The following is a 25,793-nucleotide window of genomic DNA, read 5'->3' as shown; positions in this document are numbered from 1 at the left end:
CGCAAGCGCGGCGACCCGATACGCCGGGACTACTCCGCCGCCGTGCGCCGCAGCGACCAGCCGTTCGTTGCGCGCGCCTGCTCGCGGACCTGATATCTGAGGTCGACGGTGATCCCGCGGCGGGGCGCATCCGCGACGAACGCGTCCAGCAGTTCGCGCACGTCGTGATCGACGAAATCGGCGCGTGTCGCGTCGACGATGACGGTGGCGCCATCCGGAATCTGCTCCAGATAGTGCTTGAGCGGCACCTTGCCGAGAAACGACATGTCCTTGCGAAACGACAGCAGGTAGTGATCGCCATGCTGCGCGAGCACGATCGGGCCGCGCAGGTTTGCGTACAGCGCGAACAGCATGCTGCACAGGATGCCGAGCACGATACCGATCAGCAGATCGGTGACGAGCACACCGGCGACCGTGACGATAAACGGTGCGAACGGCGCGAATCCCTGTCGCGCGAGCCCGGCGAACAACGACGGCTTGGCGAGTTTGAAGCCGGTGAAGATCAGGATCGCGGCAAGGCAGGCGAGCGGGATCAGGTTGATCACGCTCGTGAGTGCGAACACGCTGACGAGAAGCAACACCCCATGAACGATCGCCGAGAGCCGGCTTTTTGCGCCGGCATGCACGTTCGCGGAGCTACGCACGATCACTGCGGTGATCGGCAGTCCGCCGATCGCGCCCGCGATCAGATTGCCTACGCCCTGCGCCTTCAGTTCGCGATCGGGCGGTGCGCGGCGGCGTTCCGGATCGATCTGTTCGACCGCTTCGAGGCTCAGTAGCGTTTCGAGACTTGCGAGGATGGCGATCGTGATCGCGACGCGCCATATGTCTGGATTGATGAGCTGGGCGAACCGCGGTCCGAAGTCGGCCGACGCGAGCACGGCCTGCAGTGCCGCGAACGATTCGAGCGACGGCAACGCGACCCGCCGTTCGGCGGGCGGTGCCAACGATGGCGCGACGAGATCGAGCGTGAGGGTCGCGCCGATGCCGAGCAGCACCACCGCGAGCGGCGCCGGCATGATGCGCACGACGGCGAAGCGGCGCAGCGCGCGCGTTTCCCAGCCGGCGAGGATTGCGAGCGACAGCAGTGTGATCAGCACGGCGGTCAGCGAGATTGGGCCGAGCGGCGTTGCGACCTCCGCCGCCGAGAGGACGGAGTGAGCGGTGCCGGACAACCCCAGCGCTACGGGAAACTGCTTCAGGATCAACAGCACGCCGATGGCCGCGAGCATCCCCTTGATCACTGGCGACGGCACGTAGGCCGCCAACCGACCAGCCCTGAGCATGCCGAAGCCGAACTGGATGACGCCCGACAGCAGTACGGCCAGCAGGAAAGCGGAAAAGCCGCCAAGCCGCGCGATGCCGTCGACGACGATCACGACGAGGCCGGCGGCCGGGCCGCTCACGCTCAGACGCGAGCCGCTCAGCGCGGCAACCACGAGCCCGCCAATGATGCCCGACACCAGTCCGGCAAACGGGTCGACGCCCGATGCATGAGCAATGCCGAGGCAAAGCGGCAGCGCGACCAGAAAAACGGCCGTTCCGGCGAGTACGTCGCGCTGGAGCGCGGAGAAGGAGGTTTGAGTATCCATGGAGTCCAGAAGCGGGAGTAGGGTGGCGGGCGACGAACAGCGGTGGCTCGATGACGATTCCGCTGTCGGCTCCGTCCGCGGTTTGAATGGGGCGCGCGACGCGCTTCGCTAGGCCGCGCTGTGCGCGGCGGTCGGGCAGGTCATCGCGTCGTCGGCGCTATAGCCGGAGGTGAGAACCTTGATGCGCCCGTCGTCGAGCGCAAAGATCCAGCCGTGCACGAGCGGCGGCGCATCAGCCTCGTGCACGATCGGGCTCGCCCGTAGCTGCCGCACCTGTTCGAGCACATTCAGCTCGGCGAGGCGGTTCACGCGATCCGATTCGCTCGCCGCGCCGTCCAGTTCCGGGCGATGCGTTCGCGCGAGCGCGCAGAGCGGCGCGATACGCCGGTTTACATGCGGCAGCGCGGGGTCAGGCGGCAGCAGCGCGGCGCGCACGCCGCCGCAGCCATAGTGCCCGCAGACGATCACATGGCCGACCTTGAGCACTCGCACCGCGTATTCGAGGACGCTCGCGACGTTGTCGTCGCCGGGATCAAACAGGTTGGCGATGTTGCGATGAACGAACAGATGGCCGGGCTCGCAATGTGTGATCGTTTCGGCGGGCACTCGGCTGTCCGCGCAGCCTATCCACAGAATGTGCGGATTCTGACCGCGCATGAGGTCGCGAAAGAATGCCGGATTGCGCGTCGCGGTTTCATGGGCCCACGCGACGTTGGCGACCAGCAGGTGTTTGGGGCGGTTCATCGTAGCAACTCCGTAACACAGGCAATTGACCTGGCACCGGATCGAAACCGCGGCTGTGCGGTCGATCGCGAGCCGGTGCCTAACGGTGTTTACGATAACCTTTCTTTTGCGAAATGGTTGACGCGAGCAGGATAAAATTCTTCTCTATGCTCAAGGAATAAAAAAGCCGCCTATGGCTAGCGGCTTTTTTGAGATAGGCTTCTTCTTTCGAAAACGGCGCTCTGGACTCAGAACAGGCTGCGGCGGTCGGGCTCGTGCAGCGGGTCGGGAGTCTTCTGCGTGAGGCGCAAGATGCCCTGGTCGTCGAAGTAGAAGCTGTACAGCATGTACCAGACGTTGTCCTCGAGATACCGATAGGTCCACACTTCGCGCCTCATCATCGGGAAGTACGACGTTTCGACCGGACGGCCGAAGTTCACCAGCACGTCGCTGCGCGTCCATTTGCCGATCTCGGCGCGGTAGAACTCGTTGGGTTGCAACACCTGGCGCATGTTGACGATCTTGCCGGCCGCGTCGATGTCGGCGGCGGTGGTGGTTTCGCCCATCGGTTGGGTCGGCCACATCAGGCGCTTGCCGCCGTCGGGCAGGTCGTAGGTTTCGCGCGGCGGTCCGAGCCGCGCGATCACCGTCGATGCATCCGCTCCCTGTTGATACTGCTGCCACGGCTGGGCGCAGCCGGCGAGCGCGAGCACGCTCAGGCAAACGAACGCGGCGCGCCGCAGACTCGCGCCGGCCGGGGTTGTGATAGAGGCCGCCGTGCGGTGATGGCGGTTCGACATGTATTCCTCCGATGGCGTTTGAATAGCGGTTCTTATCATCGAGACGCACTATTTTGACACGCGCCACGGCGAAAGAATGGCGCTGCCCAAACGTGCGTCGCCTCCAAAGGGAACGGATGCGCCGGCTTGCCTATTCCGTGCGCGTGGTTCTATGATCCGCGCTTCGAAGATTCAGGCAGGACGACCATGACGGCGATGTGGCAACGGGCGGCGGCGGTTGCGCTGACGGCGATCTCTATGGCGGCGGTTGGCGTGGGCGTGGCGCGGGCGACGAGTTCGGAGGTGAATCCGATCGGCAAACCCACGGGCGCCCCGATCCGGCTCGCGCTGATCGAAGGCATGTCTGGCCCGTTCGCGAACGCGGGCACGGCAGTCGAGCGCAATCTGCGCTTCGGTGTCGAACAGGTCAACGCGCACGGCGGCGTGAAGCTCGCAGACGGCGCGCATCCGTTCGAACTCGTCGTGCTCGACAGCAAAGGCAGCACAGAGGAAGCGCTGACGCAATTGCGCGCAGCCGCGGATCGCCATATCGGCTACATCCTGCAGGGCAATAGCTCGGCGGTCGCCGCGGCGCTCATCGGCGCGATCGACAAGCACAACAGCCGCGAGCCGGACAACCGCGAACTGTTCCTGAACTACTCGGCCGACGACCCCGCGCTCACCAACACGAACTGCAGCTTCTGGCACTTCCGCTTCGACGCGCACGCGGGCATGCGGATGGCCGCGCTCGCCGAGGTGATCGAGCGCGACAAGACGGTGAAAAAGGTCTACCTGCTGAATCAGGACTACAGCTTCGGCCACGACGTAAGCAGCCTCGCGCGCTCGACGCTCGCGGCGAAGCGGCCTGACATCGCGGTGGTCGGCGACGAATTCCACCCGATCGGCCGAGTGAAGGACTTCGCGCCGTACATCGCGAAGATCCGCGCGAGCGGCGCGGACGCCGTGATCACCGGCAACTGGGGCAACGACCTGACGTTGCTCGTGAAGGCGGCGCGCGAGCAGGGCCTCGACACGAAGTTCTACACGTTCTACGGCAACAGCCTCGGCGCGCCGGCCGCCCTCGGCGACGCGGGCGTGGGTCACGTGATCGCCGTGGCCGAGTGGCATCCGAACGTCGGCGGCGCGGCTTCCGATGCATGGTACGCGGCGTTCCGCGCGCGCTATCCGGCCGCGCAGGACGACTATCCGGTGCTGCGTATGCCACTGCTGATCGACACACTCGCCGCCGCGATGAACCGCGCCGGCAGCGCCGATCCGACGGCGGTCGCGAAAGCGCTCGAGGGCATCCGCTTCGACAACGGTTTTCACGCATCGTGGATGCGCGCCGACGACCATCAGCTGATCCAGCCCCTTTACGTGATGCAGATGGACAAAGCCGGCACCCCCGGCGTGCATTTCGATAACGAAGGTTCCGGCTATGGCTTTCGCACGGTGCTGGCGCTGGCAGCCGAGCGCACGATATTGCCGACGGTCTGTCGGATGCGACGCCCCTGAGAGACGCGCGATCCGCCTTGCTAGCGCGGGCTTCGCGGCCGAAGTCGGCTGTGCTACAATACGCGTCCCGTTGTTGGGCTGGGTTCTCATTCAGCTAATTCGGCCACGAACGGGGCTCAGTAAATTGTGAAACGGGTATCCCACGGCACGGCCTTTCTTCCGTGACCGCCTGTCCAGTTATCAAGGAAATTGACATGTCCGCAGTTGAAGCAAGCAAGAAGTCCGAAGTCGTCGCGCAATTCGCACGCGCAGCCAACGACACCGGCTCCCCCGAAGTTCAGGTCGCGCTGCTCACGACCCGTATCAACGAACTGACCTCCCACTTCAAGGAGCACACGAAGGATCACCACAGCCGCCGCGGTCTGCTGCGCATGGTGAGCCGCCGTCGCAAACTGCTCGACTACCTGAAGGGCAAGGACGCGGACCGTTACCGCAGCCTGATCGAGAAGCTGGGTCTGCGTAAGTAATCGGCCAGTCGTTCAGCAAGATGCCTGTGTCAGTTTCGCTGATACAGGCATTTTGTTTTTGCACGGCGCGCTTCGTGTAACGCGCACCGCCTGTGATCCGCGGCGTATGCCGGTTCGCGCGGCGTCCACGGGCAAGCGTAGTAGCAGTAGCAGAGCAGCAGTAGAAAAGCAGTAACAGGAAACAAGGCCGGGCTTCAGGGCAGAGTTTTGTGTCATTCCAGCGGTTCGCGCGCGCTCGCAGCACGTGACTCTCTGGAATGGCATAGCACGACTCTTCCCATGCGGCGCCGGCCCCGGCGTTGCCGCGCCGCTTCCGGTCTGCGCGGCATTACGATGAGGAAAAGCAATGACTATGTTCAATAAGATCGTCAAAGAGTTTAAGTGGGGGCAGCACAACGTTCGCCTCGAAACCGGTGAAATCGCTCGCCAGGCGAGCGGCGCGGTGATCGTCGACGTCGAAGACACCGTGGTGCTCGCCACCGTGGTCGGCGCGAAGACCGCGAAGCCGGGTCAGGACTTCTTCCCCCTCACCGTCGATTACATCGAAAAGACCTACGCCGCCGGCAAGATCCCGGGTGGCTTCTTCCGTCGCGAAGGCCGTCCGTCGGAAGGCGAGACGCTGATCTCGCGCCTGATCGACCGTCCGCTGCGCCCGCTCTTCCCGGAAGGCTTCTACAACGAAGTGCAGGTCGTGATTCACGTGCTGTCGCTGAATCCGGAAATCCCCGCCGACATCCCGGCGCTGATCGGCGCATCGGCGGCGCTCGCGGTGTCCGGTCTGCCGTTCAACGGCCCGGTCGGCGCGGCACGCGTGGCCTACATCAACAACGAATACGTGCTGAACCCGACGCGTCCGCAGATGAAGGAATCGGCGCTCGACCTGGTCGTCGCCGGTACGGAACGCGCGGTGCTGATGGTCGAATCGGAAGCGCAGCAACTGAGCGAAGAGGTAATGCTCGGCGCCGTCGTGTTCGGTCATGAGCAGATGCAGACCGCGATCGACGCGATCCATGAACTGGTCCGCGAAGGCGGCAAGCCCGAGTGGGACTGGCAGCCGGCCGCGAAGAACGAAGCGCTGATCGCGCGCGTCACGGAACTCGCGCAAGCCGATCTGCTCGCGGCTTACCAGATCCGCGACAAGCAGGCTCGCTCGACCAAGCTGAAGGAAGTCTACGCGGCGACCTCGGCGAAGCTCGAGGAAGAAGCGGCGGCAGCCGGTACCGTGGCGGCCGACAAGGCGTCGGTCGGCAACGTGCTGTTCGACATCGAAGCGAAGATCGTCCGTACCCAGATCCTGAACGGCGAGCCGCGCATCGACGGCCGCGACACGCGCACCGTGCGCCCGATCGAAATCCGCACCGGCGTGCTGCCGCGTACCCACGGCTCGGCGCTGTTCACGCGCGGCGAGACGCAGGCGCTGGTGGTTGCGACGCTCGGCACGAAGGGTGACGAGCAGAGCATTGACGCGCTCGAAGGCGAATACCGTGAGCGCTTCATGCTCCACTACAACATGCCTCCGTTCGCGACCGGCGAAACGGGCCGCGTCGGTTCGCCGAAGCGCCGCGAAATCGGTCACGGCCGTCTCGCCAAGCGCGCGCTCGTCGCGTGCCTGCCGAGCGCCGACGAATTCGGCTACTCCATCCGCGTCGTGTCGGAAATCACGGAGTCGAACGGCTCGTCGTCGATGGCCTCGGTGTGCGGCGGCTGCCTCGCGCTGATGGACGCCGGCGTGCCGATGAAGGCGCACGTCGCCGGCATCGCGATGGGCCTGATTCTCGAAGGCAACCGCTTCGCGGTGCTGACCGACATCCTCGGCGACGAAGATCACCTCGGCGACATGGACTTCAAGGTCGCGGGTACGGAACAAGGCGTGACCGCGCTGCAGATGGACATCAAGATCCAGGGTATTACCAAGGAAATCATGCAGGTCGCGCTCGCGCAGGCGAAGGAAGGCCGCATGCACATCCTCGGCAAGATGACCTCGGCGGTGTCGGGCGCGAACACCCAGCTGTCGGAGTTCGCCCCGCGCATGATCACCATCAAGATCAACCCGGAAAAGATCCGCGACGTGATCGGCAAGGGTGGCTCGGTAATCCGCGCGCTGACCGAAGAAACCGGCACCACGATCGACATTTCGGACGATGGCGTCGTCACGATCGCGAGCACGAACAGCGAAGGCATGGCCGAAGCGAAGCGTCGTATCGAAGCGATCACGATGGAAGTCGAAGTGGGCCAGGTGTACGAAGGCACCGTGCTCAAGCTGCTCGACTTCGGCGCGATCGTGAACATCCTGCCGGGTAAGGACGGTCTGCTGCATATCTCCGAGATCGCGAACGAGCGCATCAAGGACATCAACGACTATCTGAAGGATGGCCAGCAGGTGAAGGTCAAGGTCATCCAGACGGACGAGAAGGGTCGTGTGCGTCTGTCGGCGAAGGCACTGCTGAACGACGCGCCGCAAGGCGAACCGACGCCGCAGTAAGGCGGTAACGGACAAACGGCCGGCCGTGTCATGCACGCCGGCCGTTTTTCATGCAGGATGGATTGCGTTGCGCATTCGAATCGCAGCTGGGTGCCAGGGCGAACGGCAGCAACGGATAGGCAACGCAATCCAATCTGGGAGTTGACGCAGATGAAAGCGATCGAAATCACTGAATTCGGTGCCCCGGAAGTCCTCAAGCTGGCGGAGCGTCCGACGCCGCAGCCCAAGGCTGGCGAGGTGCTGATCAAGGTGGCGGCATCCGGCATCAATCGTCCGGACGTGTTTCAGCGCAAGGGCGGTTATGCGCCGCCACCCGGAGCGTCGGATCTGCCGGGGCTGGAGGTGGCGGGCGAGATCGTCGGCGGCACGATCGACGCGAAGAACAACCCGTTCGGTCTGAAGATTGGCGACCGCGTGTGCGCGCTGCTCGCGGGCGGCGGCTATGCGGAGTATGCGGCGGCGCCGCTTCTGCAATGCCTGCCCGTGCCGGCGGGATTGTCGGATGTCGAAGCGGCTTCGCTGCCCGAGACTTTCTTCACGGTGTGGAGCAACGTATTCAATCGCGCGCAGCTCGGCCAGGGTGAGGGTGGCGCGAACGAAACGCTGCTCGTACAGGGCGGATCGAGCGGCATCGGCGTGACGGCGATCCAGATTGCGCACGCGCTCGGGTTCCGTGTGTTCGCCACCGCTGGCTCGGACGAAAAGTGCCGCGCGTGCGAAGCGCTCGGCGCCGAACGGGCCATCAACTACAAGACGGAAGATTTTGTCGAAGTCATCAAGTCGCTGACCAACGATCGTGGGGTCGACGTGATCCTCGATATGGTCGCGGGCAGCTACGTGCCGCGCGAACTGTCGGCGCTCGCCGACGGTGGCCGCATCGTGCTGATTGCGCTGCTCGGCGGCGCGAAGGCGGAGCTGAACCTGAACGAAGTGCTGCGTCGCCGCCTGACCGTTACCGGTTCGACACTGCGGCCACGGCCGATCGAGTTCAAGGCACAGATCGCCGCGCAACTGAAAGAGCGCGTATGGCCGCATCTCGAAGCCGGGCGCATCAAGCCGGTCGTGCATCGCGTGTTTCCGGCCACCCAGGCTGCCGACGCCCACACGCTGATGGAAAGCAGCGCCCACGTTGGCAAGATCGTGTTGACGTGGGGTCAGGAGGCTTGACACCACCGGTTTGACCCGATCCACCCCACGCAGTAAAATTGCGCGTTTTGCGCGCGCCGGAGCAGGTCGGACTGGCAAGACAGGACAATACGAGACGATGTCGAATCAACAACGAGCCAAACTGGTAGTCGGTAATTGGAAGATGCATGGGCGGCTCGCCGCGAACGCCGCGTTGTTGCAGGCAGTGGTGCAGGGGGCCAATGAATTGCCGGCCGACGTGCGCGTCGGTGTCTGCGTGCCGAGCCTCTATATCGCGCAGGCGCAGTCGCTGCTCGAAGGCAGTCCGGTCGTGTGGGGCGTGCAGGACGTGTCCGCGTTCACGCATGGCGCCTATACCGGCGAAGTGGCTGCGCCGATGGTGACAGACTTTGGTGCCACGTTTGCGATCGTCGGGCACTCGGAGCGCCGCGCGTATCATCGCGAAAGCGCCGAGCTGGTCGCGGTGAAAACGCAGCGTGTGCTTGAGGCAGGGTTGACGCCGATCGTGTGCGTCGGCGAAACGCTCGAAGAACGCGAGGCTGGCTCGACCGAGCAGGTCGTCGGCGGTCAGCTCGACGAGGTGCTCGCGAAGCTGTCGGCCCAGGAAGCGGCTCGCCTCGTCGTCGCGTATGAGCCGGTGTGGGCAATTGGCACCGGCAAGAGCGCATCGGCGGCACAGGCGCAGGCCGTGCATGCGTTCCTGCGCGCACGTCTCGCGGCAAAAGGTGCGGCGGACGTGCCGTTGCTGTACGGCGGCAGCGTGAAGCCGGACAACGCGGAAGAACTGTTCCGTCAGAACGATATCGACGGCGGCCTGATCGGCGGCGCGTCGTTGAAAGATCAGGATTTCCTGGCAATCTGCAAGGCGGCCGCTGCGACCAGCGTGGCTGGTTAAGCAGAGCGTCTCGACAAGGATGGCTCCTTTTCGCGCAACACACAGTGTGCGGCGCGGTTAAATAAAGACTCAGGTGAGTGTGATGCTGTATTTGAAAACATTGATTATCGTCGTTCAGTTGTTGTCGGCGCTCGGGGTCATCGGCCTCGTGTTGCTGCAGCACGGCAAAGGGGCCGACATGGGCGCGGCTTTCGGCAGCGGCGCATCGGGTAGCCTGTTCGGTGCGACGGGTTCGGCGAACTTCCTGTCGCGTACCACGGCGGTGCTCGCAGCGCTGTTTTTTGCCACGACCTTGGCGCTCACTTACCTTGGTGCGTATCACGTGAAGCCGTCGTCAGGCGTGCTGGGCGCGGCAGCTACTGCACCGATCGCGGCTTCACCTGCTTCCGCACCGGCTGCAGGTTCAGCTCCGGTGGCGGCATCGCCCGCAGCGCCGGCTTCGCCTGCGTCGGTTCCAGCAACGGGTGTGCCGAAATAAATTTTCGGTAGGCGTGCTCTTGTGCGTTGAACAATCTGTTTAAACAAGTTACAATTCAAGTCTTGAAGCGATTCGCGGGTTTTACAAGTTGTTTTCCCGGATTGCATATAGTGCCGACGTGGTGAAATTGGTAGACACGCTATCTTGAGGGGGTAGTGGCGAAAGCTGTGCGAGTTCGAGTCTCGCCGTCGGCACCAAATGTTATCTAAATGCCAGCCGCTTGCTTCGCTTCGGCTGGCATTTTCACTTCTGGCGTATGGCTATGAGCTTACGTCATGCGTGTTCAGGAAGTGATTTCGCGTCAGGGGGTGCTATGCTCCTGACGGCACTCAGAACCAACCGATTGAGGATTGTCTTGAACCTCGCAGCCTATTTCCCCGTTTTGTTGTTCCTTATTGTGGGCACCGGTTTAGGCGTAGCGCTGGTCAGTATTGGCAAGCTCCTTGGTCCCAACAAACCCGACACCGAAAAAAACGCACCGTACGAGTGCGGCTTCGAAGCATTCGAAGATGCGCGCATGAAGTTCGATGTGCGCTACTACCTCGTCGCCATTCTCTTCATCATTTTCGATCTTGAAACCGCGTTCCTGTTCCCGTGGGGCGTGGCATTGCGTGACATCGGCTGGGCCGGGTTCACGGCAATGATGATTTTCCTGCTCGAGTTCCTGCTTGGTTTTGCCTACATCTGGAAGAAGGGCGGCCTCGACTGGGAATGATGGATTAATCGCCGGTTTGCGTGGGTGGCCAGGCTTGCCGCCCCGTCTGGAGTGGAAAGCAAATGAGTATCGAAGGGGTCTTGAAAGAAGGGTTTGTCACCACTACGGCAGACAAACTGATCAACTGGACGCGCACCGGCTCGCTGTGGCCGATGACGTTCGGTCTCGCATGCTGCGCGGTCGAGATGATGCATGCGGGCGCCGCCCGTTATGACCTTGACCGCTTCGGCGTGGTGTTCCGTCCGAGTCCGCGTCAGTCGGACGTGATGATCGTCGCCGGTACGCTGTGCAACAAGATGGCGCCCGCTCTGCGGAAGGTCTACGACCAGATGGCGGAACCGCGCTGGGTGATCTCGATGGGCTCGTGCGCGAACGGCGGCGGCTATTACCATTACTCGTACTCGGTGGTGCGCGGCTGCGACCGGATCGTCCCGGTCGACGTGTACGTGCCGGGTTGTCCGCCCACAGCGGAAGCGCTGGTGTACGGCGTGATCCAGCTGCAAGCCAAGATTCGCCGCACCAACACCATCGCCCGTCAATAAGGCCAAAGCCTCCCCACAATATGGCAAGCAAACTCGAGACCCTGAAAGCGAACCTCGAGGTGGCCTTTGGCGGCCTCCTGACGAGCGTGACCGAGTCGGTCGGTGAATTGACGATCGTCGTCAAGGCTGGCGACTACCTCAACGCGGCAAAGCGCCTGCGCGACGACCGCTCGCTCGGTTTCGAGCAGTGTGTCGACCTTTGCGGCGTCGATTACCAGACCTATGCTGAGGGCGCTTACGACGGCCCGCGTTTTGCAGCAGTGCTGCATCTGCTGTCGGTGCAGAACAACTGGCGTCTGCGTCTGCGCGTATTCGCGCCGGACGACGACATGCCGATCCTGCCGTCCGTCGTCGATATCTGGAATTCGGTCAACTGGTACGAGCGCGAAGCGTTCGACCTGTACGGCATCGTCTTCGAAGGTCATCCGGACTTGCGCCGCATTTTGACCGACTACGGTTTTATTGGTCATCCGTTCCGCAAGGATTTCCCTGTCTCCGGCTACGTCGAGATGCGTTACGACCCGGAAGAGAAGCGCGTCGTCTATCAACCGGTGACGATCGAGCCGCGGGAAATCACGCCGCGCGTGATCCGCGAGGATCGCTATGGCGGTCTGAAACACTAAGAGAACGTCATGGCAGAGATCAAGAACTACACGCTCAACTTCGGTCCGCAGCACCCGGCAGCGCACGGTGTGTTGCGTCTCGTGCTCGAACTCGACGGCGAAGTGATTCAGCGCGCCGATCCGCACATCGGTCTACTGCATCGCGCGACTGAAAAGCTCGCCGAAAGCAAGACGTTTATCCAGTCGGTGCCGTACATGGACCGTCTCGACTACGTGTCGATGATGGCCAACGAGCACGGCTACGTGCTCGCCATCGAGAAGTTGCTCGGCATCGACGTGCCGCTGCGCGCGCAATACATTCGCGTACTCTTCGACGAAGTCACGCGCGTGTTGAATCACCTGATGTGGATCGGCGCGCACGCGCTCGACGTCGGTGCGATGGCGGTGTTCCTGTATGCGTTCCGCGAGCGCGAAGACCTGATGGACGTGTACGAAGCGGTGTCCGGCGCACGGATGCACGCGGCCTACTACCGTCCGGGTGGCGTCTACCGCGATCTGCCTGACGCAATGCCGCAATACAAGGCGTCGAAGATTCGCAATGCGAAGGCGTTGTCGAAGATGAACGAGAACCGTCAGGGTTCGCTGCTCGACTTCATCGACGACTTCTTCACCCGTTTCCCGAAGTGCGTGGACGAATACGAAACGCTGCTCACCGACAACCGGATATGGAAGCAGCGTCTGGTCGGCATCGGTGTGGTCAGTCCGGAGCGCGCGCTGCAACTCGGCATGACCGGCGCGATGCTGCGTGGCTCGGGCGTCGAGTGGGACCTGCGCAAGAAGCAACCGTATGAAGTTTATGACAAGCTCGACTTCGATATTCCGGTCGGCGTGAATGGCGATTGCTACGACCGCTATCTGGTACGCGTCGAAGAAATGCGTCAATCGTGCCGGATCGCGAAACAGTGCATTGAGTGGCTGCGTAAAAATCCGGGCCCTGTGATGACGGACAATCACAAGGTGGCGCCGCCGTCTCGCGTCGGCATGAAGTCGAACATGGAAGATCTGATCCATCACTTCAAGCTGTTCACCGAGGGCTTCCACGTGCCGGAAGGCGAGGCGTACGCCGCAGTCGAACATCCGAAGGGGGAGTTCGGCATCTATCTGATCTCGGACGGCGCCAACAAGCCATATCGTCTGAAGATCCGCGCGCCGGGCTATGCACACCTGTCCTCGCTCGACGAAATGGCGCGCGGCCACATGATCGCCGATGCCGTGACGATCATCGGCACCCAGGACATCGTGTTCGGCGAAGTGGATCGCTAGGACATATTCATCGACGCGCGTCCGCGGTCGTTGCACCGCCACGCGCGTCAAGCAAAGGAACGCCGGGTCTGTCGCAGTATCACGTGAGCGACAGGTTTTCGTTCGGTAGGAATTGAAAGAGTCGTGTCTGAAAATGATCTCAGCTGAAGGCCTGAAAGAAATCGATCGTGCGGTCGCAAAGTACCCCGCCGATCAGAAACAGTCCGCCGTGATGTCGGCGTTGGCCACTGCTCAAACCGAGCATGGCTGGCTGTCGCCCGAACTCATGCAGTTCGTCGCGGATTATCTCGGCATGCCGGCAATCGCCGTGCAGGAGGTAGCGACCTTCTACACGATGTATGAGACCTCGCCGGTCGGTAAGTTCAAGATCACGCTCTGCACGAACCTGCCGTGCCAGCTCGGCCCGGACGGCGGTTCCGAAAGCGCCGCTGAATACCTGAAGCAGAAGCTCGGCATCGACTTCGGCGAAACCACGCCCGATGGCAAATTCACGCTGAAAGAGGGTGAGTGCATGGGTTCGTGCGGCGACGCGCCGGTGATGCTGGTGAACAACCAACGCATGTGCAGCTTCATGAGCCGCGAGAAGATCGACCAGCTGCTCGAGGAACTTTCGAAATGACGGCTTTACACGATCGTCACATCAAACCGCTGATTCTCGCCGGACTGAACGGCGACAACTGGCATCTCGAAGACTACGTGGCGCGCGGCGGTTACGCCCAGCTGCGCCGCATCCTGGAAGAGAAGATCGCGCCCGAGCAGGTGATCGCCGACGTCAAGGCGTCGGGTCTGCGCGGCCGCGGCGGCGCGGGCTTCCCGACCGGTCTCAAGTGGAGCTTCATGCCGCGCCAGTTCCCGGGCCAGAAGTACCTCGTCTGTAATTCGGACGAGGGCGAGCCGGGTACGTTCAAGGACCGCGACATTCTGCGCTTCAATCCGCATTCGTTGATCGAAGGTATGGTGATCGGCGCGTACGCGATGGGCATCACGGTCGGCTACAACTATATCCACGGCGAAATCTGGGAAGTCTATAAGCGCTTCGAAGAAGCGTTGGAAGAAGCTCGCCGCGCCGGATTCCTCGGCGACAACATCATGGGCTCGGGCTTCTCGTTCCAGCTGCATGCGCACCATGGTTACGGCGCGTATATCTGCGGCGAGGAAACCGCGCTGCTCGAATCGATCGAGGGCAAGAAGGGCCAACCGCGCTTCAAACCGCCGTTCCCGGCGAGCTTTGGCGTGTACGGCAAGCCCACCACGATCAACAACACCGAGACCTTCGCGGCGGTGCCGTTCCTGCTCGCGATCGGACCGCAGAATTACCTTGAGATCGGCAAGCCGAACAACGGCGGCACGAAGATCTTCTCGGTGTCGGGCGACGTCGAGCGTCCGGGCAACTACGAGATTCCGCTCGGCACGCCGTTCGCGACGCTGATGGAACTCGCCGGCGGCATGCGCGGCGGCAAGAAGATCAAGGCCGTGATTCCTGGAGGTTCATCCGCGCCGGTGATTCCGGGCGAGATGATGATGCAGACCGACATGGATTACGACTCGATCGCGAAGGCTGGCTCGATGCTCGGCTCGGGCGCGGTGATCGTGATGGACGAGACGCGCTGCATGGTGCGCTCGTTGCTGCGCCTGTCGTACTTCTACTACGAAGAGTCGTGCGGTCAATGCACGCCTTGCCGTGAAGGCACGGGCTGGCTGTATCGCGTCGTACATCGTATCGAGCATGGTCTCGGCCGCCAGGAAGATCTGGATCTGCTGAACTCCGTCGCGGAAAACATCATGGGCCGCACGATCTGCGCGCTCGGCGACGCGGCAGCGATGCCGGTTCGGGGCATGCTCAAGCACTACTGGGACGAATTCGAATATCACGTCGCCCACAAGCATTGCCTCGTCGGCGGCCATGCCGGCACGGCGGCGGCGCCCGAAACAGTGGCAGCCTGAGTCGCGCCGACAGATTTGGCTGACGAATAACTACCAGACGAACACCTCAACCGCAGGATTCATCGCCCGAAGCGGGCGATGAACAGGCGAACGATTGAGCGGTAACAGGTTAAGGAAGATTGACCATCATGGTTGAACTGGAAATAGACGGCAAGAAAGTCGAGGTGCCTGAAGGCAGCATGGTGATCCAGGCTGCGCATAAGGTCGACACCTACATTCCTCACTTCTGCTATCACAAGAAGCTGTCGATTGCGGCCAACTGCCGGATGTGTCTGGTCGATGTCGAGAAGATGCCGAAGGCCGTGCCCGCGTGCGCGACGCCGGTGTCGGCCGGCATGATCGTGCGCACCAAGTCGGACAAGGCGGTGAAGGGCCAGCAAGCTGTGATGGAATTCCTGCTGATCAACCATCCGCTCGACTGTCCGATCTGCGACCAGGGCGGCGAATGCCAGTTGCAGGATCTGGCCGTCGGTTACGGCAAGTCGTCGTCGCGCTATAGCGAAGAAAAGCGCGTGGTGTTCCACAAGAACGTGGGCCCGCTGATCTCGATGGAAGAGATGTCGCGCTGCATTCACTGCACGCGTTGCGTCCGCTTCGGCCAGGAAATCGCCGGCGTGATGGAACTCGGCATGCTGGGCCGCGGCGAGCATTCGGAAATCACGTCGTTCGTCGGCAAGACGGTCGACTCGGAACTGTCGGGCAACATGATCGACCTGTGCCCGGTCGGCGCGCTGACCAGCAAGCCGTTCCGCTACAGCGCCCGTACGTGGGAGCTGTCGCGCCGCAAGTCGGTGAGCCCGCACGATTCCGTCGGCGCGAACCTCATCGTGCAGGTGAAGAACAATCGCGTGATGCGCGTTCTGCCGTTCGAAAACGAAGCGATCAACGAGTGCTGGATTTCGGACAAGGACCGCTTCTCGTACGAAGGTCTGAACAGCCCCGAGCGTCTGACCAAACCGATGCTCAAGCAGGGCGGCCAGTGGGTCGAAACCGACTGGCAAACCGCGCTCGATTATGTGGTCAAGGGTCTGAAGGGCATCGCGGGCGACCACGGCGCGAACGCGCTTGCGGCGCTGGCGAGCGCGCACAGCACAGTCGAAGAACTGTTCCTGCTCAAGCAGATTGCGCAAGCGGTCGGCACACCGAACGTCGACTTCCGTCTGCGCCAGTCGGACTTCTCGGCTCCCGTTACGGGCGCGCCGTGGCTCGGTACGACAATCGCCGATCTGTCGAACGTCGATGCGGCGCTCGTGATCGGCTCGGATCTGCGTCGTGATCATCCGCTGTTCGCCGCGCGTCTGCGCCAGGTCGCACGCGGCGGTTCGGCGCTCACGCTGATCCAGGCCACCAACGACGACGCGATGATCCCGCAGGCGCACCGTGTGGTCGCCGCACCGTCGGCATGGCTTGAGGCGTTGGCAGGGATCGCCGGCGCGGTGGGCGAAGCGAAGGGCGTCGCACTGCCGGAAGCATTTGCGGGCACGCAGCCGACGGACGCGCACAAGCAGATCGCTAAATCGCTGACCAACGGCGCCCTGCGCGTCGTGCTGCTCGGCAACGAAGCGGTCCGCCATCCGGACTTCGCGGCGATCCACGCCGCGGCGCAATGGATTGCCGAGGCAACCGGCGCTACGCTCGGTTTCCTGACCGAAGCGGCCAACACGGTCGGCGCGCACCTCGTGAACGCGCTGCCGGGCGAAGGCGGTCTGAATGCCCGCGAAGTGTTCGAACAGCCGCGCAAGGGTTATCTGCTGTTGAATCTCGAGCCGGAATTCGACACGGCCAATCCGGCGCAAGCGCTTGCCGCTCTGAAGCAGGCCGAGATGGTCGTCGTGATGTCGCCGTTCCAGACCGGCGCGGACTATGCCGACGTCCTGCTGCCGATTGCACCGTTCACCGAAACGGGCGGTTCGTTCGTCAACGCGGAAGGCACGGTGCAGGCTTTCAACGGCGTCGTGCGTCCGCTCGGCGACACGCGTCCGGCGTGGAAGGTGTTGCGCGTGCTGGGCAGCCTGCTCGGTGCGCCGGGCTTCGAATACGACACGGTCGAGGAAGTGCGCACAGCCGCGCTCGGCGACGGTGACCTGAGTTCGAGGCTGTCGAACCGTACCGGCGTCGCGGTGACGCGCGGCCACGCCGTGAAGGCGGCGGAAGGCAAGTTCGAGCGTCTCGCGAACGTGCCGATCTATCATGCCGACGCGCTGGTGCGTCGCGCGGAGTCGCTGCATCTGACCGCGGCGGCCCGTACGGCGAATTCGGTCGGCCTGCCGGCTGCGCTGTTCGACAAACTGGGTTTGAAAGAGGGCGACGCGGTGCGCGTTCGTCAGGGCGAGCAAGCGGTGCAGTTGCCGGCCGTGCGCGACGCGAATCTTGCGGAGACGGTGGTCCGCGTATCGGCGGCTACGCCTGCCGGTGCAGCGCTGGGCAGCCTGTTCGGTGAACTGGTGGTGGAGAAGGCGTAAATGAGCTTGTTCGATACGATCAACTCGGGCGGCGCCCAGCTTCTCGGTGTGGCATGGCCCACGGTGTGGGCGCTCGTGCGCATCCTGGTGGTGGCCGTCGTGATCCTGCTGTGCGTCGCTTACCTGATCCTGTGGGAGCGTAAGCTGATCGGCTGGATGCACGTGCGTCTCGGTCCGAACCGCGTCGGCCCCGGCGGCCTGTTGCAGCCGATCGCCGACGTGCTGAAGCTTCTACTCAAGGAAGTGATCCAGCCCGCCCAGGCGAGCCGCTGGATCTACATCATCGCGCCGATCATGGTGGTGGTGCCGGCGTTCGCTGTGTGGGCGGTGATTCCGTTCCAGGCGGGCGCGGTGCTCGGCGACATCAACGCGGGTCTGCTGTACGCGATGGCGATTTCGTCGATCGGCGTGTATGGCGTGATTCTGGCCGGCTGGGCGTCGAACTCGAAATACGCGTTCCTCGGCGCGATGCGCGCTGCCGCGCAGATGGTCTCGTACGAAATCTCGATGGGCTTCGCGCTGGTGGTCGTGCTGATGACAGCCGGTACGCTGAACCTGTCGGGCATCGTCGGCTCGCAGGAGCAGGGCTTCTTCGCCTCGCACGGCCTGAATTTCCTGTCGTGGAACTGGCTGCCGCTGCTGCCGATGTTTGTCGTGTACTTCATCTCGGGCATCGCTGAAACGAACCGTCACCCGTTCGACGTGGTGGAGGGCGAATCGGAAATCGTCGCGGGCCACATGATCGATTACTCGGGTATGGCGTTCGCGCTGTTCTTCCTCGCCGAGTACATCAATATGATAGTGATCTCGGCATTGGCTGCAACACTGTTCCTCGGCGGCTGGAGCGCACCGTTCGGGTTCCTGTCGTTCATCCCGGGCATCGTCTGGCTCGTCGCCAAGGTTTTCTTCCTGTTGTCGGTGTTCATCTGGGCGCGTGCCACGTTCCCGCGCTACCGCTATGACCAGATCATGCGTCTCGGCTGGAAGGTCTTCATTCCGGTCTGCGTGGTGTGGCTGGTGGTGGTCGGCTTCTGGATCATGTCGCCGTTGAACATCTGGAAATAAAGGGCGGACGAACCTATGACCGCAATCCAAAACTTCTTCAAGACTTTCTTCCTCACGGAACTGCTGAAAGGCCTCGCGCTGACCGGACGCTACACGTTCCAGCGCAAGGTCACCGTGCAGTTCCCGGAAGAAAAGACCCCGATCTCGCCGCGTTTCCGCGGTCTGCATGCGCTGCGCCGGTATGAAAACGGCGAAGAGCGCTGCATCGCATGCAAGCTGTGCGAAGCAGTGTGCCCTGCGCTCGCGATCACGATCGAATCGGAAACGCGCGCGGACAACACGCGCCGCACGACGCGCTACGACATCGACCTGACCAAGTGCATCTTCTGCGGTTTCTGCGAAGAGAGCTGCCCGGTCGACTCGATCGTCGAGACGCACATTCTCGAGTATCACGGCGAGAAGCGCGGCGACCTGTACTTCACGAAGGAAATGCTGCTGGCCGTTGGCGATCGCTACGAAGCACAAATCGCCGCCAACAAGGCAGCCGACGCACCGTATCGTTGAAGCGCTTTCCCGCTGGTGCAGTAAATGCGGCAGCAAAAGCAGTAACACGGCCTGCTGTCGGGCCGACCGCCGCGGCCTGAACGCCGCGGCACGGCGCACCTGTGTGGCGGTACTGGCGGATTGCTCCGCTTTTGCCAACCACGCGTGCCAAAGAACAATGCCTGACGATGGCCTAACGATGAACCGGTAATCATGGAATTCACGACCGTACTGTTCTACATCTTCGCGCTGCTCCTCGTGGTTTCAGGGCTGAAGGTGATCACCTCGCGCAACCCGGTGGCGTGCGCACTGTTTCTGGTGCTGGCGTTCTTCAACGCAGCCGCGATCTGGATGCTGCTCGAGGCCGAGTTCCTCGCGATCCTGCTGGTGCTGGTCTACGTCGGCGCGGTGATGGTGCTGTTCCTGTTCGTCGTGATGATGCTGGACATCAATCTCGACGTGCTGCGCAAGGACTTCAAACGCTTCGTGCCGATGGCCTCGGCGGTGGGCGCAATCATCGTGATCGAAACCGCGCTGATTCTGTGGCACGGCTACGGCGCGACCGCCACCGCGCTGCACGACACGGCCTCGGCCGCTGCCGGTATGGGCGACTGGTCGAACACGCGCCTGATCGGCAAGGTCATCTACACCAACTACATCTTCGCGTTCGAAATCGCCGGCCTGATTCTGCTGGTCGCCATCATCGCGGCGATCGCGCTGACCACGAGCCACAAGAAGGACAGCAAGCGTCAGAACGTCAGCGCACAGGTCAAGGTGCGTGCCCAGGACCGCGTGCGCGTCGTGAAGATGCCGTCGGAGAAAACCGCGGCGACCATCGCGGCGGAACAAGCGGCTGCCGCGGCGGCCGCAGCAGCAGCCGACTCGGCAGCAGCCAAGAACAGCTGAGCGGACAGGAGATAGAAATCATGTTGACCCTTGCCCATTACCTTGTCCTCGGCGCGATCCTGTTTGCGATCAGCATCGTCGGCATTTTCCTGAACCGCCGCAACGTCATCATCATCCTGATGGCAATCGAACTGATGCTGCTCGCGGTGAACACCAATTTTGTCGCGTTCTCGCACTACCTGGGCGACGTGCACGGCCAGATTTTCGTCTTCTTCGTGCTGACGGTCGCGGCAGCCGAAGCGGCGATCGGTCTCGCAATTCTGGTGACCCTGTTCCGTAGTCTCGACACGATCAATGTCGAGGATCTCGATCAGCTCAAAGGTTAATTTCAGGAAAAGCGGTTATGTCCACGATACTCAATGAAAACCTGCTGTTGGCAATTCCGCTTGCACCGCTCGCCGGTTCCCTGGTTGCAGGGCTGTTCGGCAAGGCGATAGGGCGGGCGGGTGCGCATTCGGTCACGATCCTCGGCGTCGCGATTTCGTTCATCCTGTCGGTGATGGTCTTCTTCCAGGTGATGGACGGCGCGAGCTTCAACGCGACCGTTTATCAATGGATGTCGATCGGCAAGACGCAGCTCGAAGTCGGCTTCCTGGTCGACTCGCTGACCGCGATGATGATCGTCGTGGTCAACTTCGTGTCGCTGATGGTGCACATCTACACGATCGGCTACATGGCCGACGACGACGGCTACCAGCGCTTCTTCTCGTACATCTCGCTGTTCACGTTCTCGATGTTGATGCTCGTGATGAGCAACAACTTCCTGCAGCTGTTCTTCGGCTGGGAAGCGGTGGGTCTCGTTTCGTACCTGCTGATCGGCTTCTACTTCAAGCGTGAGAGCGCGATTTACGCGAACATGAAGGCGTTCATCGTGAACCGCGTCGGCGACTTCGGTTTCCTGCTCGGCATCGGTCTGCTGTTCGCGTTCGCTGGTTCGATGAACTACGGCGAAGTCTTCGCCAAGCGTACCGAACTCGCCGCGCTGAACTTCCCGGGTACCGACTGGGGCCTGCTGACGGTGGCTTGCATTTGCCTGTTCATCGGCGCGATGGGTAAGTCGGCTCAGTTCCCGCTGCACGTGTGGCTGCCGGACTCGATGGAAGGTCCGACGCCGATCTCCGCGCTGATTCACGCGGCGACCATGGTGACGGCCGGTATCTTCATGGTTACGCGCATGTCGCCGCTGTTCGAACTGTCGGATACGGCGTTGTCGTTCGTCATGGTCATTGGTGCGATTACCGCGCTGTTCATGGGCTTTCTCGGCATCGTCCAGAACGACATCAAGCGTGTGGTCGCTTATTCCACGCTGTCGCAGCTCGGTTACATGACCGTCGCGCTCGGCGCGTCGGCGTACTCGGTCGCCGTGTTCCACCTGATGACGCACGCGTTCTTCAAGGCGCTGCTGTTCCTCGGCGCGGGTTCGGTGATCATCGGCATGCATCACGATCAGGACATGCGCAACATGGGCGGCCTGCGCAAGTACATGCCGATTACGTGGATCACGTCGCTGATCGGTTCGCTCGCGCTGATCGGTACGCCGTTCTTCTCGGGCTTCTACTCGAAAGACTCGATCATCGACGCGGTGAAGCTGTCGCATCTGCCGGGCTCGGGTTTCGCGTACTTCGCGGTGGTCGCAAGCGTGTTCGTGACCGCGTTGTATTCGTTCCGTATGTATTTCATGGTGTTCCACGGCGAGGAGCGCTTCCGCAATCCGAAGCACCCTGAATCGCCGATGGGCGCAGAAGCCGCGTCGCATGCACATGGCGCGCACGGCCACGATGACCATGGCCATGGTCACGGCGACCACGCTCACGAACCGCACGAAACGCCGTGGGTCGTGTGGGTGCCGCTCGTGCTGCTGGCGATTCCGTCGATCGTGATCGGCGCGATCGGCGTCGGTCCGATGCTGTTCGGCGACTTCTTCCAGCACGGCGTCGCGTTCGACAAGGTGATCTACATCAGCGAGAACCATCCGGCGCTGCATGAGATGGCCGAAGAGTTCCAGGGCTGGGCGTCGATGGGTCTGCACTCGGTCTCGGGCCTGCCGGTATGGCTCGCGCTGGCTGGCGTGGTAGTCGCATGGTTCCTGTATCTGGTCCGTCCGGATCTGCCCGCTGTCATCAAGCGCGCATTCGGCCCGATCTACACGTTGCTCGATAACAAGTACTACATGGACAAGATCAACGAAGTCGTGTTTGCGCGAGGCGCGGTGGCCATTGGCCGTGGTTTGTGGAAGGAAGGCGACGTGGTCGTGATCGACGGCATCGTCAACGGCAGCGCACGCTTTATCGGCTGGTTCGCTAGCGTGATCCGCTTCCTCCAATCCGGCTACATCTACCACTACGCGTTCGCCATGATCATCGGCATGCTGGGGCTCCTGACCCTGTTTGTAACGCTCGGCGGCAAATAAGGCGAGGGACACTCATGCACGCTTATCCGATTCTCAGCATCGCGATCTGGTTGCCGATCTTCTTCGGTCTGCTGGTCCTCGCGATCGGCAACGACGAGAGCCCCGCTCCCGCGCGCTGGATCTCGCTGATCGGCTCGGTCCTGAGCTTCCTCGTCACGCTGCCGCTGATCACCAGCTTCGATTCGAGCACCGCCGACCTGCAGTTCGTCGAGCAGGCGAACTGGATCCAGCGCTTCCACATCATGTATCACCTCGGTGTGGACGGTATTTCGATGTGGTTCGTCTCGTTGACCGCGTTGATCACGGTGATCGTCGTGATCGCAGGGTGGGAAGTGATCACGAAGAACGTCGGCCAGTACCTCGCGGCCTTTCTGATCCTGTCGGGCATCATGGTCGGCGTGTTCAGCGCGGCCGACGGCATGCTGTTCTACGTGTTCTTCGAAGCGACGCTGATCCCGATGTACATCATCATCGGCGTGTGGGGTGGGGCGAACCGCGTGTACGCGGCGTTCAAGTTCTTCCTGTACACGCTGGCGGGCTCGCTGCTGATGCTGGTTGCGCTGATTTATCTGTACAACGAGACCGGCTCGTTCGATATCGCCACGTGGCAGCACGCGCAGATCGCGATGACGCCGCAGGTGCTACTGTTTATCGCGTTCTTCCTGGCCTTCGCGGTGAAGGTGCCGATGTGGCCGGTGCACACGTGGTTGCCGGACGCGCACGTGGAAGCGCCTACCGGCGGTTCGGTCGTGCTGGCCGCGATCATGCTGAAGCTCGGCGCGTATGGTTTCCTGCGCTTCTCGCTGCCGATCACGCCTGATGCGAGCCATTTCCTTGCACCGGTCATCATCACGCTGTCGTTGATCGCTGTGATCTACATCGGTCTCGTCGCGATGGTGCAGGCCGACATGAAGAAGCTGGTCGCGTATTCATCGATCGCACACATGGGCTTTGTCACGCTCGGCTTCTTTATCTTCAATCAGCTCGGCGCGGAAGGCGCGATCGTGCAGATGATCTCGCACGGCTTCGTGTCGGGCGCAATGTTCCTGTGCATCGGCGTGCTGTACGACCGCATGCACTCGCGTCAGATCGCCGATTACGGCGGCGTCGTCAACGTGATGCCGAAGTTCGCGGCGTTCGTGATGCTGTTCGCGATGGCGAATTGCGGCTTGCCGGGCACGTCCGGTTTCGTCGGCGAATTCATGGTGATTCTGGCTTCCGTCCAGTACAACTTCTGGATCGCGAGTGGCGCGGCTGTCACGCTGATTCTCGGCGCGGCCTACACACTGTGGATGTACAAGCGTGTCTACTTCGGCGCGGTCGCGAACGACCACGTGAAGAGCCTGGTCGACATCGACCGTCGCGAATTTTTCATGCTGGCAGTGCTCGCCGCACTGACGCTGTTCATGGGCCTGTATCCGAAGCCCTTTACCGATGTGATGCACGTATCCGTGGAAAACCTCCTCTCCCACGTTGCGCAATCGAAGCTGCCGTTGCCTCAGTAACGACGAGCGGAGGAATTTAAGACCATGCAAAACGCCCCTATGACTGCTCTGTTGCCTGACGCATTGGTGATGTTCGCCATTGTCATCGCGTGGCTCAACGACACGTTCGTCGGCCCGGAGGGTCGCCGTACTACGTATTTCATCGCGTTCTTCTCGACGCTCGTCGCCGGGATCTGGTTCGCGGTGAATGCGTTCGACCCGCAAGTGCATTACTTCTTCGATCACATGTACGTGGTCGATCCGTTCGCCAACGTGATGAAGGCGGTGGTGTCGCTCGGCTACGCGGTGACGATCGTTTATTCGCGTCGCTACCTCGAAGACCGTAGCCTGTTCCGCGGTGACTTCTTCCTGCTCGGCATGTTCTCGCTGCTCGGCCAGATCGTGATGATCTCGGGCAACAACTTCCTGACGCTGTATCTCGGTCTGGAACTGATGTCGCTGTCGCTGTACGCGGTGATCGCGCTGCGTCGCGAAGTGGCGTCGTCGAACGAAGCGGCGATGAAGTACTACGTGCTCGGCGCGCTGGCTTCCGGTTTCCTGCTGTACGGTGTTTCGATGCTGTATGGCGCGACCGGCTCGCTGGACCTGAATGAAGTGTTCAAGGCGATTAACACGAGCCACTACGATCCGACCGTGCTGCTGTTCGGCGTGATCTTCATCGTGGCGGGCGTGGCGTTCAAGATGGGCGCGGTGCCGTTCCATATGTGGGTGCCCGACGTGTATCAGGGCGCACCGACGGCGATGACGCTCATCGTCGGTGGCGGCCCGAAGGTCGCGGCGTTCGCGTGGGGTCTGCGTTTCCTCGTGATGGGCCTGCTGCCGCTGGCGGTCGAATGGCAACAGATGCTGGTGATTCTGGCGGCGCTGTCGCTGATTGTCGGCAACATCACCGGTATCGTGCAGCGCAACGTCAAGCGGATGCTCGCGTATTCGGCGATCTCGAACATGGGCTTCGTGCTGCTCGGCCTGCTCGCCGGCGTGGTCGACCAGAAGACCACGGGCGCCGCGAGCGCGTACGGCTCGGCGATGTTCTACAGCATCATCTACCTGATCACCACGCTCGGTACCTTCGGCGTCATCATGCTGCTCGCGCGCCGCGACTTCGAAGCGGACACGCTGGAGGACTTCAAAGGCCTCAATCAGCGCAGCGCGGTATTCGCCTTCGTGATGATGATCATGATGTTCTCGCTCGCGGGTATCCCGCCGGCAGTCGGCTTCTACGCGAAGCTCGCCGTGCTGCAAGCGACGATGAACGCCGGCCTGACCTGGCTCACCGTGCTTGCCGTGATCACGTCGCTGTTCGGCGCGTTCTACTACCTGCGTATCGTCAAGCTGATGTACTTCGACGAGCCGCAAGACAAGTCGACGATCGCGGCAGACACGAGCACGCGCGCGTTGCTCGCGTTGAACGGCGTCGCCGTGCTGGCGCTCGGTATCGTGCCGGATCCGCTGTTGCGCGCCTGCCTGCAGGCGATCCAGCACACGCTGCTGCTCTGATGTCCGCTGCGGGCTGGTTTATCGTGCTGTTGGCGCTGGTCGGCGCCAACCTGCCGTTCCTGAATCAGCGCCTCTTCGCCGCGGTGCCGTTGAAAGCGGCGAAGAAAAGCGCCTGGCTCCGGATTGCCGAATTGATAGTGCTGTATTTCGTGGTCGGCGCGCTGGGCTTTCTGCTCGAAGCGCGCGCGGGAAATCGCTTCGAGCAGGGCTGGCAGTTCTATGCGATCACGTTCGCTCTGTTCGTCGTGTTCGCTTTTCCCGGCTTTACTTTCCAATATCTCGTCAAACGCCGCTGACGGCG

Annotated in this window: 24 protein-coding genes and 1 tRNA gene; 22 read left to right on the top strand and 3 right to left on the bottom strand. The window is 62.2% G+C overall.

The features are described 5' to 3' along the window. Nucleotides 1-29: 29 nt before the first annotated feature. From ACLFKU_RS22450 to ACLFKU_RS22440, 3 genes are all read right to left on the bottom strand, one after another. A complete protein-coding gene (locus ACLFKU_RS22450; RefSeq protein WP_410850529.1) occupies nt 30-1,592 on the bottom strand; it encodes a SulP family inorganic anion transporter in 1,563 nt (520 codons plus the stop codon). Nucleotides 1,593-1,700: 108 nt separating this feature from the next. Then, a complete protein-coding gene (locus ACLFKU_RS22445; RefSeq protein ID WP_368587034.1) occupies nt 1,701-2,336 on the bottom strand; it encodes a carbonic anhydrase in 636 nt (211 codons plus the stop codon). 227 nt (nt 2,337-2,563) lie between these two features. Continuing rightward, nucleotides 2,564-3,115: a hypothetical protein gene (locus ACLFKU_RS22440; protein ID WP_176380822.1), complete on the bottom strand. Its 552-nt coding sequence runs from the start codon at nt 3,113-3,115 to the stop codon at nt 2,564-2,566. Nucleotides 3,116-3,301: 186 nt separating this feature from the next. Here ACLFKU_RS22440 and ACLFKU_RS22435 point away from each other — a divergent pair, with 186 nt between their 5' ends. The 22 genes from ACLFKU_RS22435 (at nt 3,302) to ACLFKU_RS22330 (ending at nt 25,788) form a co-directional block, all read left to right on the top strand. After that, complete coding sequence (locus ACLFKU_RS22435; RefSeq protein ID WP_410850528.1) at nt 3,302-4,609, top strand: branched-chain amino acid ABC transporter substrate-binding protein; 1,308 nt, start codon at nt 3,302-3,304, stop codon at nt 4,607-4,609. A 194-nt stretch (nt 4,610-4,803) separates the two neighbouring features. After that, on the top strand, nt 4,804-5,076 hold the full coding sequence (gene rpsO / locus ACLFKU_RS22430) for a 30S ribosomal protein S15 (protein WP_008920609.1): 273 nt from the start codon (nt 4,804-4,806) through the stop codon (nt 5,074-5,076). A 346-nt stretch (nt 5,077-5,422) separates the two neighbouring features. Further along, entirely contained in the window at nt 5,423-7,558 is a 2,136-nt protein-coding gene (pnp, locus tag ACLFKU_RS22425; RefSeq protein WP_410850527.1) for a polyribonucleotide nucleotidyltransferase, read from the top strand. 150 nt (nt 7,559-7,708) lie between these two features. Next, nucleotides 7,709-8,725, top strand: a complete 1,017-nt coding sequence (locus ACLFKU_RS22420) for an NAD(P)H-quinone oxidoreductase (RefSeq protein WP_368587037.1) — start codon at nt 7,709-7,711, stop codon at nt 8,723-8,725. Between the two features lie 97 nt (nt 8,726-8,822). Then, a complete protein-coding gene (tpiA, locus tag ACLFKU_RS22415) occupies nt 8,823-9,599 on the top strand; it encodes a triose-phosphate isomerase (protein WP_368587038.1) in 777 nt (258 codons plus the stop codon). 82 nt (nt 9,600-9,681) lie between these two features. Further along, on the top strand, nt 9,682-10,077 hold the full coding sequence (gene secG, locus ACLFKU_RS22410; protein WP_410850588.1) for a preprotein translocase subunit SecG: 396 nt from the start codon (nt 9,682-9,684) through the stop codon (nt 10,075-10,077). A 112-nt stretch (nt 10,078-10,189) separates the two neighbouring features. Beyond that, nucleotides 10,190-10,274: transfer RNA gene (locus tag ACLFKU_RS22405), tRNA-Leu, on the top strand. A gap of 158 nt (nt 10,275-10,432) precedes the next feature. Further along, on the top strand, nt 10,433-10,792 hold the full coding sequence (locus ACLFKU_RS22400) for an NADH-quinone oxidoreductase subunit A (RefSeq protein ID WP_018420012.1): 360 nt from the start codon (nt 10,433-10,435) through the stop codon (nt 10,790-10,792). Between the two features lie 62 nt (nt 10,793-10,854). Beyond that, nucleotides 10,855-11,334, top strand: a complete 480-nt coding sequence (locus ACLFKU_RS22395) for a NuoB/complex I 20 kDa subunit family protein (protein WP_006052903.1) — start codon at nt 10,855-10,857, stop codon at nt 11,332-11,334. Nucleotides 11,335-11,354: 20 nt separating this feature from the next. Next, entirely contained in the window at nt 11,355-11,957 is a 603-nt protein-coding gene (locus tag ACLFKU_RS22390) for an NADH-quinone oxidoreductase subunit C (protein WP_410850526.1), read from the top strand. Nucleotides 11,958-11,966: 9 nt separating this feature from the next. Further along, nucleotides 11,967-13,220, top strand: a complete 1,254-nt coding sequence (locus ACLFKU_RS22385; RefSeq protein ID WP_013088937.1) for an NADH-quinone oxidoreductase subunit D — start codon at nt 11,967-11,969, stop codon at nt 13,218-13,220. A 133-nt stretch (nt 13,221-13,353) separates the two neighbouring features. Next, nucleotides 13,354-13,839 (top strand): NADH-quinone oxidoreductase subunit NuoE, encoded by a 486-nt coding sequence (gene nuoE / locus ACLFKU_RS22380; protein WP_013088938.1) that lies wholly within the window; start codon nt 13,354-13,356, stop codon nt 13,837-13,839. After that, the gene (gene nuoF / locus ACLFKU_RS22375; RefSeq protein WP_410850525.1) at nt 13,836-15,164 is read left to right on the top strand and encodes an NADH-quinone oxidoreductase subunit NuoF; all 1,329 of its coding nucleotides are present in this window, start codon (nt 13,836-13,838) and stop codon (nt 15,162-15,164) included. The genes nuoE and nuoF overlap by 4 nt, the downstream gene beginning before the upstream one ends. A 128-nt stretch (nt 15,165-15,292) precedes the next feature. Continuing rightward, complete coding sequence (gene nuoG / locus ACLFKU_RS22370; protein ID WP_410850524.1) at nt 15,293-17,626, top strand: NADH-quinone oxidoreductase subunit NuoG; 2,334 nt, start codon at nt 15,293-15,295, stop codon at nt 17,624-17,626. Next, nucleotides 17,627-18,691, top strand: a complete 1,065-nt coding sequence (nuoH, locus tag ACLFKU_RS22365; RefSeq protein ID WP_368587041.1) for an NADH-quinone oxidoreductase subunit NuoH — start codon at nt 17,627-17,629, stop codon at nt 18,689-18,691. 15 nt (nt 18,692-18,706) lie between these two features. Continuing rightward, on the top strand, nt 18,707-19,195 hold the full coding sequence (gene nuoI / locus ACLFKU_RS22360) for an NADH-quinone oxidoreductase subunit NuoI (RefSeq protein ID WP_013088942.1): 489 nt from the start codon (nt 18,707-18,709) through the stop codon (nt 19,193-19,195). A gap of 192 nt (nt 19,196-19,387) precedes the next feature. Next, on the top strand, nt 19,388-20,080 hold the full coding sequence (locus tag ACLFKU_RS22355; protein ID WP_013088943.1) for an NADH-quinone oxidoreductase subunit J: 693 nt from the start codon (nt 19,388-19,390) through the stop codon (nt 20,078-20,080). 20 nt (nt 20,081-20,100) lie between these two features. Then, nucleotides 20,101-20,406, top strand: coding sequence for an NADH-quinone oxidoreductase subunit NuoK (gene nuoK / locus ACLFKU_RS22350; RefSeq protein WP_006052894.1), 306 nt, complete (start codon nt 20,101-20,103; stop codon nt 20,404-20,406). Nucleotides 20,407-20,423: 17 nt separating this feature from the next. Continuing rightward, nucleotides 20,424-22,490 carry an NADH-quinone oxidoreductase subunit L gene (gene nuoL / locus ACLFKU_RS22345; protein ID WP_410850523.1) on the top strand — a complete coding sequence of 689 codons (2,067 nt, stop codon included), beginning with the start codon at nt 20,424-20,426 and terminating at the stop codon, nt 22,488-22,490. A gap of 14 nt (nt 22,491-22,504) precedes the next feature. After that, nucleotides 22,505-23,995 (top strand): NADH-quinone oxidoreductase subunit M, encoded by a 1,491-nt coding sequence (locus tag ACLFKU_RS22340; RefSeq protein ID WP_410850522.1) that lies wholly within the window; start codon nt 22,505-22,507, stop codon nt 23,993-23,995. 24 nt (nt 23,996-24,019) lie between these two features. After that, the gene (gene nuoN, locus ACLFKU_RS22335; protein WP_368587044.1) at nt 24,020-25,492 is read left to right on the top strand and encodes an NADH-quinone oxidoreductase subunit NuoN; all 1,473 of its coding nucleotides are present in this window, start codon (nt 24,020-24,022) and stop codon (nt 25,490-25,492) included. After that, nucleotides 25,492-25,788: a DUF2818 family protein gene (locus ACLFKU_RS22330; RefSeq protein WP_018420024.1), complete on the top strand. Its 297-nt coding sequence runs from the start codon at nt 25,492-25,494 to the stop codon at nt 25,786-25,788. The genes nuoN and ACLFKU_RS22330 overlap by 1 nt, the downstream gene beginning before the upstream one ends. Nucleotides 25,789-25,793: the final 5 nt, after the last annotated feature.

The organism is Paraburkholderia sp. EG304 (genome assembly GCF_046543485.1).
GTDB classification, from domain to species: Bacteria; Pseudomonadota; Gammaproteobacteria; order Burkholderiales; family Burkholderiaceae; genus Paraburkholderia; species Paraburkholderia youngii.
This window is presented reverse-complemented; position numbering and strand designations above follow the sequence as displayed.